At 45.8% G+C, this 17,035-nt stretch carries 24 protein-coding genes; all 24 read left to right on the forward strand.

Annotation, left to right across the window (positions count from 1 at the left end):
• Positions 1 to 64 precede the first annotated feature (64 nt).
• The 24 genes from rpoC (at position 65) to rpsE (ending at position 17,035) form a co-directional block, all read left to right on the forward strand.
• Complete coding sequence (gene rpoC, locus IVG45_RS19945) at positions 65 to 4,264, forward strand: DNA-directed RNA polymerase subunit beta' (protein ID WP_196435502.1); 4,200 nt, start codon at positions 65 to 67, stop codon at positions 4,262 to 4,264.
• A gap of 151 nt (positions 4,265 to 4,415) precedes the next feature.
• Positions 4,416 to 4,790, forward strand: a complete 375-nt coding sequence (rpsL, locus tag IVG45_RS19950; RefSeq protein WP_013820393.1) for a 30S ribosomal protein S12 — start codon at positions 4,416 to 4,418, stop codon at positions 4,788 to 4,790.
• A 13-nt stretch (positions 4,791 to 4,803) separates the two neighbouring features.
• Positions 4,804 to 5,274: a 30S ribosomal protein S7 gene (gene rpsG / locus IVG45_RS19955; protein ID WP_196435503.1), complete on the forward strand. Its 471-nt coding sequence runs from the start codon at positions 4,804 to 4,806 to the stop codon at positions 5,272 to 5,274.
• Between the two features lie 24 nt (positions 5,275 to 5,298).
• On the forward strand, positions 5,299 to 7,395 hold the full coding sequence (gene fusA, locus IVG45_RS19960) for an elongation factor G (RefSeq protein ID WP_196435504.1): 2,097 nt from the start codon (positions 5,299 to 5,301) through the stop codon (positions 7,393 to 7,395).
• A 28-nt stretch (positions 7,396 to 7,423) separates the two neighbouring features.
• Entirely contained in the window at positions 7,424 to 8,614 is a 1,191-nt protein-coding gene (tuf, locus tag IVG45_RS19965) for an elongation factor Tu (protein WP_196435494.1), read from the forward strand.
• Positions 8,615 to 8,620: 6 nt separating this feature from the next.
• Positions 8,621 to 8,932, forward strand: coding sequence for a 30S ribosomal protein S10 (gene rpsJ / locus IVG45_RS19970; protein ID WP_013820389.1), 312 nt, complete (start codon positions 8,621 to 8,623; stop codon positions 8,930 to 8,932).
• Positions 8,933 to 8,961: 29 nt separating this feature from the next.
• Positions 8,962 to 9,612 (forward strand): 50S ribosomal protein L3, encoded by a 651-nt coding sequence (rplC, locus tag IVG45_RS19975; protein ID WP_196435505.1) that lies wholly within the window; start codon positions 8,962 to 8,964, stop codon positions 9,610 to 9,612.
• Positions 9,613 to 9,615: 3 nt separating this feature from the next.
• The gene (gene rplD / locus IVG45_RS19980; RefSeq protein WP_196435506.1) at positions 9,616 to 10,230 is read left to right on the forward strand and encodes a 50S ribosomal protein L4; all 615 of its coding nucleotides are present in this window, start codon (positions 9,616 to 9,618) and stop codon (positions 10,228 to 10,230) included.
• A 2-nt stretch (positions 10,231 to 10,232) separates the two neighbouring features.
• Positions 10,233 to 10,526 (forward strand): 50S ribosomal protein L23, encoded by a 294-nt coding sequence (rplW, locus tag IVG45_RS19985; protein WP_196438103.1) that lies wholly within the window; start codon positions 10,233 to 10,235, stop codon positions 10,524 to 10,526.
• A gap of 31 nt (positions 10,527 to 10,557) precedes the next feature.
• The gene (gene rplB / locus IVG45_RS19990) at positions 10,558 to 11,385 is read left to right on the forward strand and encodes a 50S ribosomal protein L2 (RefSeq protein WP_196435507.1); all 828 of its coding nucleotides are present in this window, start codon (positions 10,558 to 10,560) and stop codon (positions 11,383 to 11,385) included.
• A 12-nt stretch (positions 11,386 to 11,397) separates the two neighbouring features.
• Positions 11,398 to 11,670 carry a 30S ribosomal protein S19 gene (rpsS, locus tag IVG45_RS19995; protein WP_196435508.1) on the forward strand — a complete coding sequence of 91 codons (273 nt, stop codon included), beginning with the start codon at positions 11,398 to 11,400 and terminating at the stop codon, positions 11,668 to 11,670.
• Between the two features lie 8 nt (positions 11,671 to 11,678).
• On the forward strand, positions 11,679 to 12,011 hold the full coding sequence (rplV, locus tag IVG45_RS20000) for a 50S ribosomal protein L22 (protein ID WP_196435509.1): 333 nt from the start codon (positions 11,679 to 11,681) through the stop codon (positions 12,009 to 12,011).
• Between the two features lie 12 nt (positions 12,012 to 12,023).
• Entirely contained in the window at positions 12,024 to 12,695 is a 672-nt protein-coding gene (gene rpsC / locus IVG45_RS20005) for a 30S ribosomal protein S3 (protein WP_196435510.1), read from the forward strand.
• 16 nt (positions 12,696 to 12,711) lie between these two features.
• The gene (rplP, locus tag IVG45_RS20010; protein WP_196435511.1) at positions 12,712 to 13,125 is read left to right on the forward strand and encodes a 50S ribosomal protein L16; all 414 of its coding nucleotides are present in this window, start codon (positions 12,712 to 12,714) and stop codon (positions 13,123 to 13,125) included.
• Positions 13,125 to 13,316 carry a 50S ribosomal protein L29 gene (gene rpmC, locus IVG45_RS20015; protein WP_196435512.1) on the forward strand — a complete coding sequence of 64 codons (192 nt, stop codon included), beginning with the start codon at positions 13,125 to 13,127 and terminating at the stop codon, positions 13,314 to 13,316. The genes rplP and rpmC overlap by 1 nt, the downstream gene beginning before the upstream one ends.
• A gap of 2 nt (positions 13,317 to 13,318) precedes the next feature.
• Positions 13,319 to 13,582: a 30S ribosomal protein S17 gene (gene rpsQ / locus IVG45_RS20020; protein WP_196435513.1), complete on the forward strand. Its 264-nt coding sequence runs from the start codon at positions 13,319 to 13,321 to the stop codon at positions 13,580 to 13,582.
• A 28-nt stretch (positions 13,583 to 13,610) separates the two neighbouring features.
• Positions 13,611 to 13,979 (forward strand): 50S ribosomal protein L14, encoded by a 369-nt coding sequence (gene rplN / locus IVG45_RS20025; protein WP_013820378.1) that lies wholly within the window; start codon positions 13,611 to 13,613, stop codon positions 13,977 to 13,979.
• A 15-nt stretch (positions 13,980 to 13,994) separates the two neighbouring features.
• Complete coding sequence (rplX, locus tag IVG45_RS20030; protein WP_196435514.1) at positions 13,995 to 14,312, forward strand: 50S ribosomal protein L24; 318 nt, start codon at positions 13,995 to 13,997, stop codon at positions 14,310 to 14,312.
• A 12-nt stretch (positions 14,313 to 14,324) separates the two neighbouring features.
• A complete protein-coding gene (gene rplE, locus IVG45_RS20035) occupies positions 14,325 to 14,864 on the forward strand; it encodes a 50S ribosomal protein L5 (RefSeq protein WP_196435515.1) in 540 nt (179 codons plus the stop codon).
• Between the two features lie 11 nt (positions 14,865 to 14,875).
• Complete coding sequence (gene rpsN, locus IVG45_RS20040) at positions 14,876 to 15,181, forward strand: 30S ribosomal protein S14 (protein WP_196435516.1); 306 nt, start codon at positions 14,876 to 14,878, stop codon at positions 15,179 to 15,181.
• A gap of 31 nt (positions 15,182 to 15,212) precedes the next feature.
• Positions 15,213 to 15,608 carry a 30S ribosomal protein S8 gene (rpsH, locus tag IVG45_RS20045; RefSeq protein ID WP_196435517.1) on the forward strand — a complete coding sequence of 132 codons (396 nt, stop codon included), beginning with the start codon at positions 15,213 to 15,215 and terminating at the stop codon, positions 15,606 to 15,608.
• Positions 15,609 to 15,622: 14 nt separating this feature from the next.
• Positions 15,623 to 16,156, forward strand: a complete 534-nt coding sequence (gene rplF, locus IVG45_RS20050; RefSeq protein WP_196435518.1) for a 50S ribosomal protein L6 — start codon at positions 15,623 to 15,625, stop codon at positions 16,154 to 16,156.
• 8 nt (positions 16,157 to 16,164) lie between these two features.
• Positions 16,165 to 16,518, forward strand: a complete 354-nt coding sequence (rplR, locus tag IVG45_RS20055; RefSeq protein ID WP_196435519.1) for a 50S ribosomal protein L18 — start codon at positions 16,165 to 16,167, stop codon at positions 16,516 to 16,518.
• 10 nt (positions 16,519 to 16,528) lie between these two features.
• Positions 16,529 to 17,035, forward strand: coding sequence for a 30S ribosomal protein S5 (rpsE, locus tag IVG45_RS20060; RefSeq protein WP_196435520.1), 507 nt, complete (start codon positions 16,529 to 16,531; stop codon positions 17,033 to 17,035).

Below are 17,035 nucleotides of genomic sequence, written 5' to 3' on the forward strand. Positions count from 1 at the left end.
GAACTTGCTAGATTCTGGGCAATAACGGTTAACATTTAAAGAGGATAAGCTCTTGAAAGATTTAATGAATTTCTTAAAGCGTCAAGGTCGTACGGACGATTTTGACAATATCCGTATCGGATTGGCCTCGCCGGACATGATTCGTTCATGGTCTTATGGCGAGGTGAAAAAACCGGAAACCATCAATTACCGTACTTTCAAACCGGAGCGGGATGGATTGTTTTGCGCCAAGATTTTTGGGCCTATCAGCGATTACGAGTGCTTGTGCGGTAAGTACAAGCGCTTGAAACATCGCGGTGTCATCTGCGAAAAATGTGGTGTTGAAGTAACCTTGTCCAAAGTTCGCAGGGAACGGATGGGTCATATTGAGCTGGCTAGCCCGGTGGCGCATATCTGGTTTTTGAAATCGTTGCCGTCCAGAATTGCACTGCTACTGGATATGACGCTACGTTCAATTGAGCGCGTGCTGTATTTTGAAACATTTGTCGTGACTGATGCGGGCATGTCGCCATTGGAAAAAGGCCAGTTGCTGACGGATGAAGAATACCTGAATGCGCTAGAAGAGCATGGTGACGATTTTGTCGCGAAAATGGGTGCGGAAGCCATCTATGATTTGCTGAAATCCATTGATCTGAAAGAAGAAATCAACATTCTTCGCGAAGAAATCAATTCGACCAGTTCCGATACCAAAATCAAGAAGTTTTCAAAACGTTTGAAGGTCATTGATTCGTTGTTGGCGTCAAACAATCGTCCTGAATGGATGATTATGAAGGTGCTGCCGGTGCTGCCGCCTGAATTACGTCCCTTGGTGCCCTTGGATGGCGGTCGCTTTGCCACTTCCGATTTGAATGATCTGTATCGTCGCGTGATCAATAGAAATAATCGGCTGACCCGGTTGTTGGATCTGAATGCGCCCGACATTATCGTACGCAACGAAAAACGCATGCTGCAAGAAGCGGTTGACGCCTTGTTGGATAACGGTCGGCGCGGACGTGCGATCACCGGCAGCAACAGGCGGCCATTGAAATCCTTGGCCGACATGATCAAGGGTAAGCAGGGCCGCTTCCGTCAAAACTTGTTGGGTAAGCGGGTCGACTATTCGGGCCGCTCCGTAATCGTGGTGGGACCGACCTTAAGATTACACCAATGCGGTTTGCCTAAAAAAATGGCACTGGAGTTGTTCAAACCGTTCATTTTCAGCAAATTGCAATTGCGCGGTTTAGCGACAACCATTAAAGCCGCCAAAAAAATGGTGGAGCGCGAGGGTGCCGAAGTTTGGGATATTCTGGAAGAAGTGATTCGCGAACATCCAGTATTGCTGAACCGCGCGCCGACATTGCACAGACTGGGTATTCAGGCTTTCGAACCCACTTTGATCGAAGGTAAGGCGATTCAGTTACACCCTTTGGTTTGTAGTGCGTTCAACGCCGACTTCGACGGCGACCAGATGGCGGTACACATTCCGTTGTCCATTGAGGCGCAATTGGAAGCCCGCACCTTGATGATGGCGACCAATAATATATTGTCACCGGCTAACGGCGAGCCAGTGATCAATCCCTCGCAAGACGTGGTTTTGGGCTTGTATTACATCAGCCGCGAGAAAATTAATGGTAAGGGCGAGGGTAGTATCTTTACCGATCTTGCCGAAATCATGAAGGCTTTGGATGCCAAGACTGTCGAGCTGCAAAGTAAAATTGAAGTCAGAGTCACCGAGAAATTGAAAAATGCCGAGGGTGAATTCGAAACCATCGTCAGTAGAAAGAAAACCACTGTTGGCCGGGCTATTATCTGGGGAATTGTCCCCGATGGAATGCCTTACGAATTGGTTAACGTGGATATGACCAAGAAAAATATTTCCCGATTGATTAACTATAGCTATCGCTATTTGGGAATTAAAGAGACTGTGATTTTGGCGGACCAAATCATGTATTTGGGTTTTCGCTATGCTACGCGGTCGGGCGTTTCTTTCGGTATCGAAGACATGGAAATACCCGTCAAGAAAGCCGACATTATTCGTTCGGCGGAAGCGGAAGTTAATGAAATCCAGAATCAATATTCATCGGGTCTGGTAACGGACGGAGAGCGCTACAACAAGGTTGTGGATATTTGGTCGCGCGCCAATGACCAGGTTGCCAAAGTGATGATGGAAGGCCTCGGCGAAGACGAAGTGGTCGATGTTAGCGGCAATGTAGTGAAGCAGAAATCATTCAACTCTATCTTTATGATGGCGGAGTCAGGTGCTAGGGGTTCCGCCGCGCAGATCAGGCAGTTGGCTGGTATGCGTGGTTTGATGGCTAAGCCAGACGGTTCGATCATCGAAACGCCAATCACGGCAAATTTCCGCGAAGGTCTCGACGTACTGCAGTACTTTATCTCCACCCACGGTGCTCGAAAAGGTTTGGCGGATACGGCGTTGAAAACCGCCAACTCGGGTTACTTGACTCGGCGCTTGGTGGACGTGGCCCAGGATTTGGTGATTGCGACTACCGATTGCGGTACTCAGAACGGCCTGACCATGATGCCCATCATTGAAGGCGGTGACGTGGTTGAGCCATTGATCGAGCGTGTGTTGGGTCGGGTTGCGGCTGTTGATGTCACCGAACCGGCTGGAAATACCGTGCTGATTCCCGCGGGAACCATGATTGACGAAAATCTGGTTTCAGTTTTGGAAGAACACGGCATTGATAAGATGTTAGTGCGTTCCGTCATTACCTGCGAATCACGCCAAGGTGTTTGTGCCAAATGTTATGGTCGCGATTTAGGTCGTGGTCATTTGGTCAATATCGGCGAGGCGGTCGGTGTGGTTGCGGCCCAATCCATTGGGGAGCCTGGAACTCAGTTGACCATGCGTACCTTCCATATCGGTGGCGCGGCGTCAAGGTCGGCGGCGGTAAGCAATGTTCAAGTCAAATCCGCGGGTTCCGTCAAGCTGAATAACCTGAAAACCGTTAAAAACCGGGAAAGTAATTTGGTTGCGGTCTCGAGATCGGGCGAGGTTGGTGTGATGGATGACTACGGGCGCGAGCGTGAGCGCTACAAAATCCCGTATGGCGCGGTTTTATCTATCCAAGACGGTAGTGCGGTAAGCGCGGGTGACATCATCGTGAATTGGGATCCGCACACACATCCGGTTATCACCGAGGTGGATGGTGTCATTCAGCTTCATGACTTTATCGACGGCATCACAGTGCAAGAGCATTCCGATGAGGTAACCGGCTTAACCTCGCGCGTGGTTACGGATCCTAAGCAGAGAAGTTCCGCGGGTAAGGAGTTGCGTCCCATGGTGCGGTTGATTGATGAAAATGGCGGGTTGATAAACCTGCCGGGTACGGACATTCCAGCACAGTATTTCCTGCCCGCCGGCGCGATCGTTGGTGTTAAAGACGGCGGTGAAGTGAAGGTGGGTGACGTTCTCGCCAGAATCCCACAAGAGTCCAGTAAGACCCGTGACATCACCGGTGGTCTTCCTCGCGTGGCCGATTTGTTCGAGGCGCGTAAAACCAAGGACCCGGCGATTCTGGCGGAAGCAACCGGCATGGTTTCTTTCGGCAAGGAAACCAAGGGCAAACAACGCGTCATAATTACCGATGCGGAAGGTGAGCAGTATGAAACCCTGATACCAAAATGGCGTCATATCACCGTGTTCGAGGGTGAGTTCGTCGAAAAGGGTGAAACCATTGCCGAAGGTGAGTTAACACCGCACGATATCCTGCGTCTACGTGGCGTTGAAGAATTGGCCGACTATCTGGTTAAGGAAATTCAAGACGTTTACCGTCTGCAAGGGGTAAAAATCAACGATAAGCACATCGAGGCGATTATTCGTCAGATGCTGAGAAAAGTTGAAATTACCGCGTCGGGTGAAACTGACTTTGTCAAGGGTGAGCAAGTAGAACGTACTCTGATGAATGCGGTAAATGAACAAGCCGAGAAAGAAGGCAAAATTCCGGCAAGTTATGAGTCGCTGTTATTGGGTATTACCAAAGCGTCCTTGGCGACCGAATCATTTATCTCTGCCGCGTCGTTCCAGGAAACAACTCGTGTTCTGACCGATGCGGCCGTAAGGGGTATCAGCGATGGTCTGAATGGTTTGAAGGAAAACGTTATAGTTGGTAGATTGATCCCAGCCGGTACTGGCTTGGCATATCATGAGCAGCGCCGTAAGAGAAGATCGGCTGAAGCATCGTCGGATAGCGATTTATCAATGAGTGCCGTCGAAGCGGTCGATGTTGAGGAAGCCTTGAAGCAAGCCTTGAACATCGAGTAAAAATAACCAAAAGTTCTTGACCATGTGTGTGTTAAGCAGTATTATGTTCTGCTCACATGAGTCAAGAGATTTGGGTCTGGCAACCGTGGCCTGCGATAAGCTTGTTTGCGGGTTTTTGTTTGTTACAAATTGCATATCGGAGTAGTTAAGAATGGCCACGATCAATCAGTTGGTCCGTAAGCCTCGCGCTAAAAAAATCGAAAAAACCAATGTGCCTGCATTGGAAGCATGTCCTCAAAGAAGAGGTGTTTGCACCCGTGTTTATACGACAACGCCAAAGAAGCCGAACTCGGCTTTGCGTAAAGTAGCGCGGGTTAGGTTGACCAATGGCGCGGAGGTAAGTAGTTACATTGGTGGTGAAGGGCATAATCTGCAAGAGCACTCGGTTGTGCTGATTCGCGGTGGCCGTGTAAAGGACTTGCCGGGTGTGCGTTACCACGTGGTTCGAGGTAGCCTGGATACGTCCGGTGTGAAAGATAGAAAATGTGGTCGCTCCAAATATGGCGCGAAAAGACCTAAAAAATAAAGGTTGGTAACAAATGTCAAGAAGAAGAGTTGCTGCAAAGCGAATAATTAATCCGGATCCACGCTTCGGAAGTGATATGCTCTCGAAGTTCATGAACATGATTATGCAGGATGGTAAAAAATCCGTTGCGGAAAAAATTGTTTATGGTGCTTTGGATGTTATCGAAGGCAAGGGCCATAAAGAATCCTTGGAGTTGGTTGCTAAGGCTTTGGAAAATGTGCAGCCACGGGTTGAGGTTAAGTCTCGCCGGGTTGGCGGTGCTACCTATCAAGTGCCTGTCGAAGTGCGTCCGGCAAGGCGCGTCGCATTATCTATGCGTTGGTTGATTGATGCGGCTAGAAAGCGTAACGAGCGAACCATGGCTTCGAAATTGGCTGGTGAATTGCTTGATGCTTCGGAAGGTCGCGGCGCGGCAGCTAAAAAGCGTGAAGATACCCATAAAATGGCCGAGGCTAATAAAGCTTTTGCTCACTATCGCTGGTAAGCGATAGTCTGTTAGGTTGTTGCCATGCCACGGAAGACGCCAATTGAGCTGTACCGTAATATCGGAATTATGGCTCACATCGATGCGGGAAAGACGACGACAACCGAGCGAATTTTGTTTTATACCGGCGTGTCGCACAAGATTGGTGAAGTGCATGACGGTGCAGCTACCATGGATTGGATGGAGCAGGAGCAGGAGCGAGGGATAACGATTACCTCGGCAGCTACGACCTGTTTCTGGTCCGGCATGGATAAGCAATATGCCCAGCATCGGATCAATATTATCGATACGCCTGGGCATGTTGACTTTACCATAGAAGTTGAACGCTCATTAAGGGTGTTGGACGGGGCATGTGCTGTATTTTGCGCGGTGGGAGGTGTTGAGCCTCAGTCCGAAGCAGTTTGGCGGCAAGCGAATAAATACCATGTTCCACGCTTGGCATTCGTTAATAAAATGGACAGAACCGGCGCCGACTTTGTTCGGGTGGTTGAGCAAATCAAAAGCCGCTTGGGCGCTATGGTTGTTGCGATGCAGTTGCCTATAGGCGTCGAGGAGACGTTTGAGGGCGTTGTAGACCTTATCCGGATGAAGGCTGTCTACTGGAAGGAAGATGATCTGGGTGTAACGCATCTGGAAAAAGAGATTCCGGCGGATATGGTTGCAGCGGCATCTATCTATCGCGAACGCTTGATGGAAATGGCGGCCGAGGGCTCGGAGCAGCTAACGGAAAAATATCTTGAGGAAGGCGAATTGTCTGAAGCCGAGATAAAGCAAGGAATAAGGCAGCAGGTAATAAATACTACGTTAGTGCCGGTTTACTGCGGCTCGGCATTTAAGAATAAAGGCGTTCAATGTTTATTGGACGGTGTGGTCGAATTTCTGCCTTCTCCAGTTGATAAGCCGGCTATAAAGGGATTTGTTGATGGCAAGGAAACGCTAGATGAAAGATTGGCGGATGATGGGCAGCCATTTTCGGCTTTAGCATTCAAGATTGCATCGGATCCCTTTGTTGGGATTTTGACATTTATACGGGTTTATTCAGGTGTATTGAAATCCGGTGATGCGATTCTCAATGCGGGCAAGGGAAAAAGAGAGCGCGTTGGCCGGATTGTGCAGATGCACGCCAACAGTCGTGAAGAGGTCGGTGAGGTTAGGGCTGGTGATATCGCGGCGGTCATAGGTATGAAGGATGTCACCACGGGCGATACATTTTGCGCCATGGATTCACCCATACTGCTCGAGAAAATGGAGTTCCCTGAGCCTGTTATCGCGGTAGCGGTGGAGCCGAAGACTAAAGCGGATCAGGATAAGATGGGAAGCGCGCTTGCAAGGTTGGCGCAAGAAGATCCCTCGTTTCGAGTTAATACGGACGCCGAGTCGGGGCAAACGATTATTTCCGGTATGGGTGAGTTGCACTTGGAAATAATTGTAGACAGAATGAAAAGGGAGTTTAACGTTGTTGCCAATGTAGGTGCTCCGCAAGTGGCTTATAGGGAAACCATTAAGAAGACCGTGGAGTGCGAAGGTAAATTCATTAGGCAAACAGGGGGGCGTGGGCAGTATGGTCACGTCTGGTTGCGCTTAGAATCAAGGGAGCTAGGTTCAGGCTATCAGTTTGTTAATGAGGTGGTCGGAGGAGTAATTCCTAAGGAATTTATCCCCGCCATAGATAAAGGCATACAAGAACAAATGGAAAATGGCATAATAGCCGGCTTCCCCGTGGTAGATGTAAAAGTTAGTTTGTTCGATGGGTCATATCATGATGTGGATTCGAATGAAATGGCTTTCAAAATTGCAGGATCGATTGCCTTCAAGGAAGGGGCGGAAACTGCAAATCCTGTGTTGCTGGAACCCATTATGAAAGTTGAAGTAGTGACTCCAGAGGATTATATGGGCGAAGTTGTTGGTGATATAAATCGGCGTAGGGGTGTGATCCATGGCATGTTAGATGTGCCAGCTGGAAAAGCAGTCGAGTGTGAGGTTCCGCTCGCTGAAATGTTCGGATACGCAACCGATTTGAGATCGGCAACTCAGGGAAGGGCGACATACAGTATGCAGTTTGAAAAATATAACGAAGCACCTGCAAATATTGCGGAAGCTATTATTAGAAAAGTATTTTAAATCTTTTATAAATATTAGGTATTGACTCATGGCTAAAGAAAAATTTGAAAGAAAAAAACCGCACGTAAACGTGGGTACAATCGGTCACGTTGACCATGGTAAAACCACATTGACAGCGGCTCTGACCAAAGTAATGGCTGAACTGCAAGGCGGCGAAGTAAAAGCTTTCGATCAAATTGATAATGCCCCGGAAGAACGCGCACGTGGTATTACTATTTCTACCTCGCACGTGGAGTACGAATCCGCCAACCGCCACTATGCGCACGTTGACTGCCCCGGTCATGCCGACTATGTCAAAAACATGATTACCGGTGCGGCGCAAATGGACGGCGCGATTCTGGTTTGCTCCGCGGCGGACGGCCCAATGCCGCAAACTCGCGAACACATTCTGTTGTCTCGCCAAGTTGGTGTGCCATATATCGTGGTATTCCTGAACAAAGCCGACATGGTTGACGATGCTGAGTTGATCGAACTGGTTGAAATGGAAATTCGCGAGTTGTTAAATCAATATGAATTCCCAGGCGATGACACGCCAATTATCGTTGGCTCCGCCCTGAAGGCGTTGGAAGGCGATCAAAGTGAAATCGGCGTGGCTTCGGTTGTTAAGCTGGTTGAAGCGCTGGATAGCTATATTCCAGAGCCAGAACGTGCCATCGACGGCAAATTCCTGATGCCAATCGAAGACGTATTCTCAATCTCCGGTCGCGGCACCGTGGTAACCGGTCGTGTCGAGCGCGGTATCATCAAAGTCGGTGAAGCGGTTGAGATCGTTGGTATTAAAGACACCGTTCAAACCACCTGTACCGGTGTTGAAATGTTCCGTAAACTGCTGGATCAAGGTCAAGCGGGCGATAACGTCGGTGTATTGTTGCGTGGTACCAAAAGGGAAGACGTTGAGCGTGGTCAAGTATTGGCGCACGTTAACTCAATTAAGCCGCACTCGCATTTTAAAGCTGAAATCTACGTATTGTCCAAGGATGAAGGTGGTCGTCACACGCCATTCTTCAACGGCTACCGTCCACAGTTCTACTTTAGAACGACCGACGTAACCGGTGCGGTTGAGTTGCCTGAAGGCGTAGAGATGGTAATGCCGGGCGATAACATCGCGGTTACCGTAAAATTGATCGCGCCAATCGCGATGGAAGACGGCTTGCGTTTCGCGATCCGTGAAGGTGGTCGTACCGTCGGTGCGGGTGTTGTTGCTTCAATCATTGAGTAATAAAAGATGGCTAATCAAACTATCCGTATCCAATTGAAAGCATTCGATCATAAATTGATTGATCAATCGGCGGGTGAAATTGTTGAAACAGCAAAGAGAACGGGCGCGCAAGTAAAAGGCCCTATTCCGCTGCCAACACGCAAAGAACGCTTCACCATTCTGATTTCTCCGCATGTTAATAAAGACGCGCGGGATCAGTATGAGTTGAGAACTTACAAAAGGTTGCTTGATATTGTCGAGCCTACCGATAAAACCGTGGATGCACTGATGAAACTTGATCTTGCAGCTGGGGTTGATGTTCAAATTAAGCTTAAATAATAGCTAGAAATATTTAGAGGAATTGGCAGATGTCAATAGGTCTTGTTGGTCGTAAATGTGGTATGACCCGAATTTTTTGTGAAGATGGTACTTCCGTGCCGGTTACTGTGTTGAGTGTGGAATCTAATCGTGTGATTCAGGTGAAAAGCTTGGAAAATGATGGTTACCGCGCTATTCAAGTTGCCGCTGGTGATGTTAAATCTTCAAAAGTTAATAAAGCTATGGCGGGTCACTATGCGGCAGCAAATGTGACTGCTGGTCGTGGTTTGTGGGAATTCAGATTAAAAGACGACGAAGGCGTTGATTTGTCTGCCGGTTCGGAATTGACTGTTAGCGTCTTCGAAGCGGGTCAAATGATAGATGTGTCGGGTACCAGCATCGGTAAAGGTTTTGCCGGTACCGTAAAAAGATATAATTTCAGAACTCAAGACGCTACGCATGGTAACTCAAGATCACACCGGGTACCTGGTTCAAATGGTATGAACCAAACACCAGGACGTGTATTTAAGGGTAAAAAAATGTGCGGTCACATGGGGGCGGCTAAAACAACCGTGCAAAATCTGACTATCCATTCTGTAGATATGGAAAGAAATCTGATTTTGGTAAAAGGTGCTGTTCCAGGGGCCAAAGGTGGTGATGTTGTCATTACGCCCGCAGTCAAAATGTTAAATAAAGGTTAAGTCATGAGTTTGCAAATACCTGCAATCAGTAATCAAGGTGCCGCGCTGAGTGTTTCTGAATCAGTTTTTGGCCAGGATTTCAACGAAACTTTAGTCCATCAGTTGGTTGTGAAATATATGGCAACCGCAAGGGCGGGTACAAAAGCACAAAAAAATCGTGCGGCGGTTAGTGGTGGCGGCGCTAAGCCATTTAGACAAAAAGGCACCGGTCGCGCGCGCGCTGGTACAACTAGAAGTCCAATCTGGAGAACTGGTGGTGTCGCATTCGCTGCTCAGCCTAGATCTTTCGATCAAAAGTTGAATAAAAAAATGTACAAAGTCGGCATCCGTTCCATCTTTTCGGAACTGCTTAGACAAGACAGAATTGCAATTTGTGATGACATAATCCCAGCAAGCCCTAGAACAAAAGATTTTGTTGCAAAGATTAAACAAATCGATGCAAAACGCCTTTTGGTGGTGGTTGAAGAGTTGAATGAAAACTTGATCCTGGCTGCACGCAATTTACCGTATATTGCGGTTGTTACCCCAACGAGTGTTGACCCTGTTTCTTTGGTCTCCGCTGATAAGGTAATTGCAACAACGGCAGCATTAAAGCAGATTGAGGAGCGATTGGCATGAGTATTCAACAGATAAAATTAGCGAGCATTTTGACCGCGCCGATCGTGTCGGAAAAAAGCTCTAACGTTGCGGATAAAAGCAATCAGTTCGTGTTTAAAGTGGCAAAGACTGCCACTAAGTTACAAATTAAAAACGCGGTTGAATTGATGTTTGGTGTAAAGGTTGAGACAGTACGTGTCCTGAATGTTAAAGGCAAAGTTAAACGCTTTGGGCGTTCATTGGGCAAGAGATCGGATTGGAAAAAGGCTTACGTCAAGTTACAGTCCGGACAAAACATCGAATTAGCAACAGCTTAAGTATAAAGATCAATAGGAGCGGTAGAAAAGCATGGCTATTCTAAAATCAAAACCGACCTCTCCAGGTTCTCGGTTTGTAGTGCGTGTACAAAATGATGATTTGCATAAGGGTAAGCCATTTGCACAGCTACTAGAAAAAAAGAGTAAATCTGGTGGTCGTAACAATATGGGCCGAATTACAACTCGGCATGTTGGTGGAGGACATAAGCAGTTCTACCGCATCATTGACTTTAAACGCAATAAAACCAATATACCAGCGGTAGTGGAAAGGCTCGAATACGACCCTAACAGAACCGCTAATATCGCACTGGTGTTGTACAAAGATGGTGAACGAAAATACATCATCGCACCAAAGGGTATTGAAGTAGGTCAAGAAATATTAAGTGCTGAGACAACACAAGTTAAGCCAGGTAACTGCATGCCTTTGCGCAACATGCCACTGGGTACGACCATACACTGTGTTGAACTTAAGCCTGGCAAAGGTGCCCAGATTGCAAGGAGTGCCGGAACCTCGGTACAGTTAGTTGCAAAAGACGGTGCTTATGTAACCATTCGTTTGCGTTCCGGTGAAATGCGTAAAGTAATGTCGGATTGCAAAGGGGTGGTTGGCGAAGTGTCAAACTCCGAGCATAACCTGATTTCACTAGGTAAAGCGGGCGCTAAACGATGGAGAGGTGTTCGTCCAACCGTTCGTGGTGTGGCGATGAATCCTGTTGACCATCCTCATGGTGGTGGCGAGGGTAGAACATCGGGTGGTAGACATCCTGTTTCTCCTTGGGGTACACCTGCAAAAGGTTATAAAACTCGCAAAAATAAACGTACTAGCAATATGATTGTTAGACGCCGTAAGCAAAAATAAGAGGTAGCAAACGTGCCGCGTTCAATTAAAAAAGGTCCATTTATTGATCATCATCTGCTGAAAAAAGTTGAAGAAGCAGTGAGAACAAATAATCGGAAACCGATTAAAACTTGGTCAAGAAGATCCATGATTAGTCCTGATATGCTGGGTCTGACCATAGCTGTGCACAATGGCAAGCAGCATGTTCCTGTTTTGATCTCGGAAAACATGGTTGGTCATAAGTTGGGTGAGTTTTCACCGACAAGAACTTATAAAGGCCATATTGTAGATAAAAAATCAAGATAGGAGCTAAAGTGGAAGTTTCAGCTAAATTAAGTAATGCTCCATTATCTGCGCAAAAAGCCAGATTAGTGGGTGATCAAATACGTGGTTTACCAGTTGAAAAGGCGTTGAATATATTGAACTTTAGTTCAAAGAAAGCAGCCGCCATCATCAAGAAAGTTCTAGAATCAGCTATTGCCAATGCAGAGCATAACGAAAGCGCGGACGTTGACGAATTAAAAGTATCCACTGTTTTTGTTAACGAAGGAAGAACTTTGAAAAGGATCAGTGCAAGGGCTAAAGGACGTGCTAATCACATTCTGAAAAGAACTTGTCACATAACAATTAAAGTAGCAGAAAGCTAATAGAGGTAGAAAATGGGTCAAAAGGTTCATCCCACGGGCATACGTCTCGGGATTGTTAAAGATTGGACTTCAAGATGGTATGCAAATAGCCAGAATTACCCTGTTCTTCTGTTACAAGATCTGAAAGTTCGCGAATACATCAAGAAGAAATTAGCGCATGCTTCTGTCAGCAGGGTTCAAATCAATAGGCCTGCAAATAATGCGAATATTACCGTGCATACCGCTCGTCCTGGTATTGTCATTGGTAAGAAAGGGGAGGATATAGACGTTTTGAGGCAAGACATCTCCAAAATGATGGGAGTGCCTGTTCAGCTGAACGTTGAAGAAATCCGGAAGCCTGAGTTAGATGCATATTTGGTAGCCGAAAGTATTGCGCAACAGTTAGAAAAACGCATTATGTACCGTAGGGCAATGAAAAGGGCTGTTACGAACACCATGAGACTGGGTGCTGAAGGTATCAAAATTACTGTTGCGGGACGTTTGAACGGAGCCGAAATCGCGCGTACCGAATGGTATAGAGAAGGGCGCGTTCCACTGCACACACTGCGTGCCGATATCGATTACGGCACGGCTGAAGCGAAAACCACCTACGGTATCATCGGTATTAAAGTCTGGATCTTCAAAGGTGAAGTCTTCAATATGGATGCTCATACAGCTTCATTGAACTCTGATTCTAAAAAATAGTTGAAGGAATAAGAATATGCTTCAGCCGAAAAGAACAAAATTTAGAAAACAACATACCGGTAGAAATAACGGTACAGCCCTTCGGGGTTCGTCGGTTAGTTTTGGTGAGTATGGATTAAAGTCTATTAGCCGTGGTAGAATGACGGCCCGTCAAATCGAGGCGGCTCGTCGGGCAATCAGTCGTCACGTAAAACGGGGCGGAAAAATCTGGATTAGGGTTTTCCCGGACAAACCTATTACTAAAAAACCATTAGAAGTTCGTATGGGTAAAGGTAAAGGTAGTGTAGAATACTGGGTTGCTCAAATTAAACCCGGAACAATGTTATTTGAGATAGAAGGTGTGTCTGAAGAGCTTGCGCGTGAAGCGTTTGAGCTGGCGGCGGCAAAACTTCCGGTCAAGACAACATTTTCCGCACGGACAATAATGTAATGAAAGCGACAGAATTAAGAAACAAGTCAAAAGATGAGTTGATGACCAATCTTTTGGAACTGACACGTGAGCAATTCAATTTGAGGATGCAAAAAGGCGCTGGTCAGCTGGTCAGGTCAAGCCAAGTAAAGCAGGTCAGACGCGATATAGCTCGTATCAATACTGTTTTAACTGAAATGGCGAGAGTCTAAAAATGAGTGACAAAGTAGAAAAAATCCGGACAGTGACGGGGCGCGTAGTTAGTAACAAGATGGACAAAACAGCTTCAGTGTTGGTTGAGCGTTTGGTAAAACATCCTGTGTACGGAAAATACGTTAAACGCTCGACAAAGTTCTTGGTCCATGATGAGAACAATCAATGCCAGGAAGGCGATATTGTCTCAATTGCTTCTTGCAGACCTTTGTCAAAAAACAAGACATTTAAATTAGTGGAAGTGTTAGAAGCTTCTAACAAGTAATTAATTAGAATTTAGTTGGGAATTTAAAATGATTCAGATGCAAACTAGCCTTGACGTCGCCGACAATAGCGGTGCAAAAAAGGTCATGTGTATCAAAGTATTGGGTGGCTCGCACAGACGCTATGCCGGTATAGGCGATATTATTAAAGTCAGTGTCAAGGATGCTATGCCTCGCACTAGGGTAAAAAAAGGCGATGTCTATAATGCCCTGGTTGTCAGAACTCGTAAGGGAGTTCGTAGAGCGGATGGCTCTGTGATACGTTTTGATGGCAATGCTGCAGTTATTTTAAATAACCAACTTCAGCCAATTGGTACCCGTATATTTGGGCCGGTCACAAGAGAATTAAGAGGGGATAAATTTATGAAAATTATCTCTCTTGCTCCTGAAGTTCTTTAAATATTAGGTGCCAGAATGCAAAAGATTAAACAAGGCGATGAAGTAATCGTCATCGTAGGGAAAGATAAAGGTAAACTAGGGAAGGTTATCAAGATAATAAACGAAAAGAAGATATTGGTAGAAGGGATTAATACTGTTAAAAAACACCAAAGAGGCAATCCGAATTTGGGTGTTTCTGGTGGAATAGTAGATAAAGATATGCCTATCGATATTTCTAACGTGGCTTTATTCAATCCTAAGACTAAAAAAGCAGATCGTGTTGGGTTTAGAATTCTGGAAGATGGAAAAAAAGTCAGATTTTTTAAATCAACTAATGATGTTGTTGGTCTATAAGGTAATATGGCTATGGCTAGATTAGAAGCAAAATATAAAAGTGAAATTGTTCAAGCCATGCGGGAACAATTTGGTTATAAATCAATTATGCAAGTTCCCAAGTTGACCAAAATAACCCTGAATATGGGGGTTGGTGAAGCAATTGCGGATAAGAAAATATTGCAATCAGCAGTTGCGGATATGGAAAAAATATCCGGGCAAAAAGCAGTTGTTACATTGGCTAGAAAATCGATCGCGGGTTTCAAAATTCGTGACGATATGCCGATTGGCTGTAAAGTCACTTTACGTGGCGCCAAAATGTATGAATTCTTCGACAGATTGATAACCATTGCAATTCCGCGTATTCGTGATTTTAGAGGCATGAATACCAAAAGTTTTGATGGCCGTGGTAATTACACTTTGGGTATAAAAGAACAAATTATCTTTCCTGAAATTGACTACGACAAAATTGACGCTCTTCGTGGCATGGATATTTGTATCACAACAACCGCGAAAACCGATGAAGAAGGTTTAGCATTGTTGAAGCAATTCAATTTTCCATTCAAAAACTAAGGGCGCAGACAATGGCAAAGAAATCAATGATTGCACGCGAAGTTAAACGTGCAAAGTTAATAAAAAAACATCAAGCCAAAAGAGACTCTTTAAAAGAGTTAATTAGATCGCCTAATGCCTCTTTTGAAGATAAAGAAAATGCTCAACTCCAACTGCAGAAATTGCCGAGAGATTCCAGTAAATCCAGATTGCGCAATCGTTGTAATCTGACTGGTCGACCACACGGCTACTACAGAAAATTCGGCCTCAGTCGTAACAAATTGAGAGAAGCTACTATGCGTGGTGATGTGCCAGGTGTAACTAAGGCTAGCTGGTAATTCTGTGCCCTTACGTTTTTGGAGAGATTAAATGAGTATGACAGATCCAATTGCAGATATGTTGACCAGAATAAGAAACGGTCAGTCTGCAGGTAAAAAAAGTGTAAAAATGCCTTCGTCAAAATTAAAACTAGCAATAGCCAAAGTTTTAAAAGAGGAAGGTTATATTTCTGACTATAAAACAGAAACTAGCGGTAGCCATATCGAAATGACCATTGATTTGAAATATTTCAATGGTGTGCCGGTTATTGAAAACGTAAAGCGTATTAGTCGTCCTGGCCTAAGAATTTATAAATCCAAGGATGAATTGCCTAAGGTGTTGGGTGGTTTGGGTATAGCTATTGTATCCACCTCTAATGGTGTCATGACAGATCGAGCCGCGCGTGCTATTGGGCATGGCGGCGAAGTGATTTGCACTGTTTGCTAGTTTAAGGAGATATCATGTCAAGAGTAGCAAATGCTCCTATCACCGTACCAGCAGGTGTGGATGTAAATCTGGATGGCAACACAATGCGGGTCAAAGGCAAATTAGGTGAATTAACTTTCGGTCTTCATGAGGCTGTTGAGCTGGATATTGAGCCGGGCTTAATTAAGATTAAGTGGAATGAAGGTACTAAAAATGCCAAGGCATTTGCCGGAACTGCAAGAGCGTCGATCAATAACATGGTTATTGGGGTATCCGAAGGTTTTGTAAAAAAGATGCTTTTGGTCGGTGTTGGTTACAGGGCTCAGGTTAAAGACAATCTTTTAACGCTTGCGCTTGGTTATTCAAATCCAGTCGAATATATCGTCCCGGAAGGGGTTACGGTAGAGTTGCCGACACAAACTGAGTTGCTGGTTAAAGGCAGCGATAAGCAAAAAGTCGGTCAAGTAGCCTCGGAGATTAGATCATTTAGACCGCCTGAGCCGTATAAAGGCAAAGGGGTTAGAATTGCGGATGAATACGTTGCTCGTAAAGAAGCCAAGAAGAAATAGGTAAAATAATGGATAAGAAGTCAGCCAGATTAAAAAGAGCTTTGAAATTGCGTTGCAAAATAAACAAGCTCGAAGTAAACAGACTAACCATTCACAGAACGTCACAACATATTTATGCTCAGGTTTTGAGTGTTGATGGAAAGGTAACACTTGCCGCCGCCTCTACGGTTCAAGCCGATATTAAAGGTGCTGTTAAAAATACTAGCAACATCAGTGCTGCAATGGAAGTTGGTAAAAAAGTTGCCGAGAAAGCGATTGCCGCCGGTGTAACACAGGTGGCCTTTGATCGTTCAGGTTTTAAATATCATGGTCGTGTAAAAGCATTGGCTGATGCTGCACGTGAAGCCGGCTTAAAGTTCTAGGGGAATTATTATGGCAACAGCACCAGCGCAAGGCAGTACTGATGGATTACAGGAGAAGCTCGTTTCTGTAAGACGGGTGGCAAAAGTTGTAAAAGGTGGTAGAGTATTCGGTTTTGCCGCGCTCACAGTGGTGGGTGATGGCGAAGGCCGGGTAGGTTATGGCGTATCCAAGGCACGAGAAGTGCCGGTAGCCATACAAAAATCCCTTGAGCAAGCTAGAAAGAATATGAGAAAGGTTGCTCTAAAAGAAGGTACCTTGCAATACTCGATTATGTCGAACACCGGCGCGGCCAAGGTTTATATGCAACCAGCCTCCGAAGGTACCGGTATCATTGCGGGCGGCGCCATGAGGGCTGTTTTTGAAGTCGTTGGCGTTCATAATGTATTAGCAAAGTGCATTGGTACTAGTAATCCGATCAATGTTGTCAGAGCGACAATTAATGGCCTGACTTCTATGCATGATGCTAAACAAATCGCGGCTAAACGCGGTTTGTCTGTTGATCAAATAACAGGATAA

The sequence above is a fragment of the Methylomonas sp. LL1 genome (genome assembly GCF_015711015.1).
In the GTDB taxonomy this organism is placed as follows: domain Bacteria; phylum Pseudomonadota; class Gammaproteobacteria; order Methylococcales; family Methylomonadaceae; genus Methylomonas.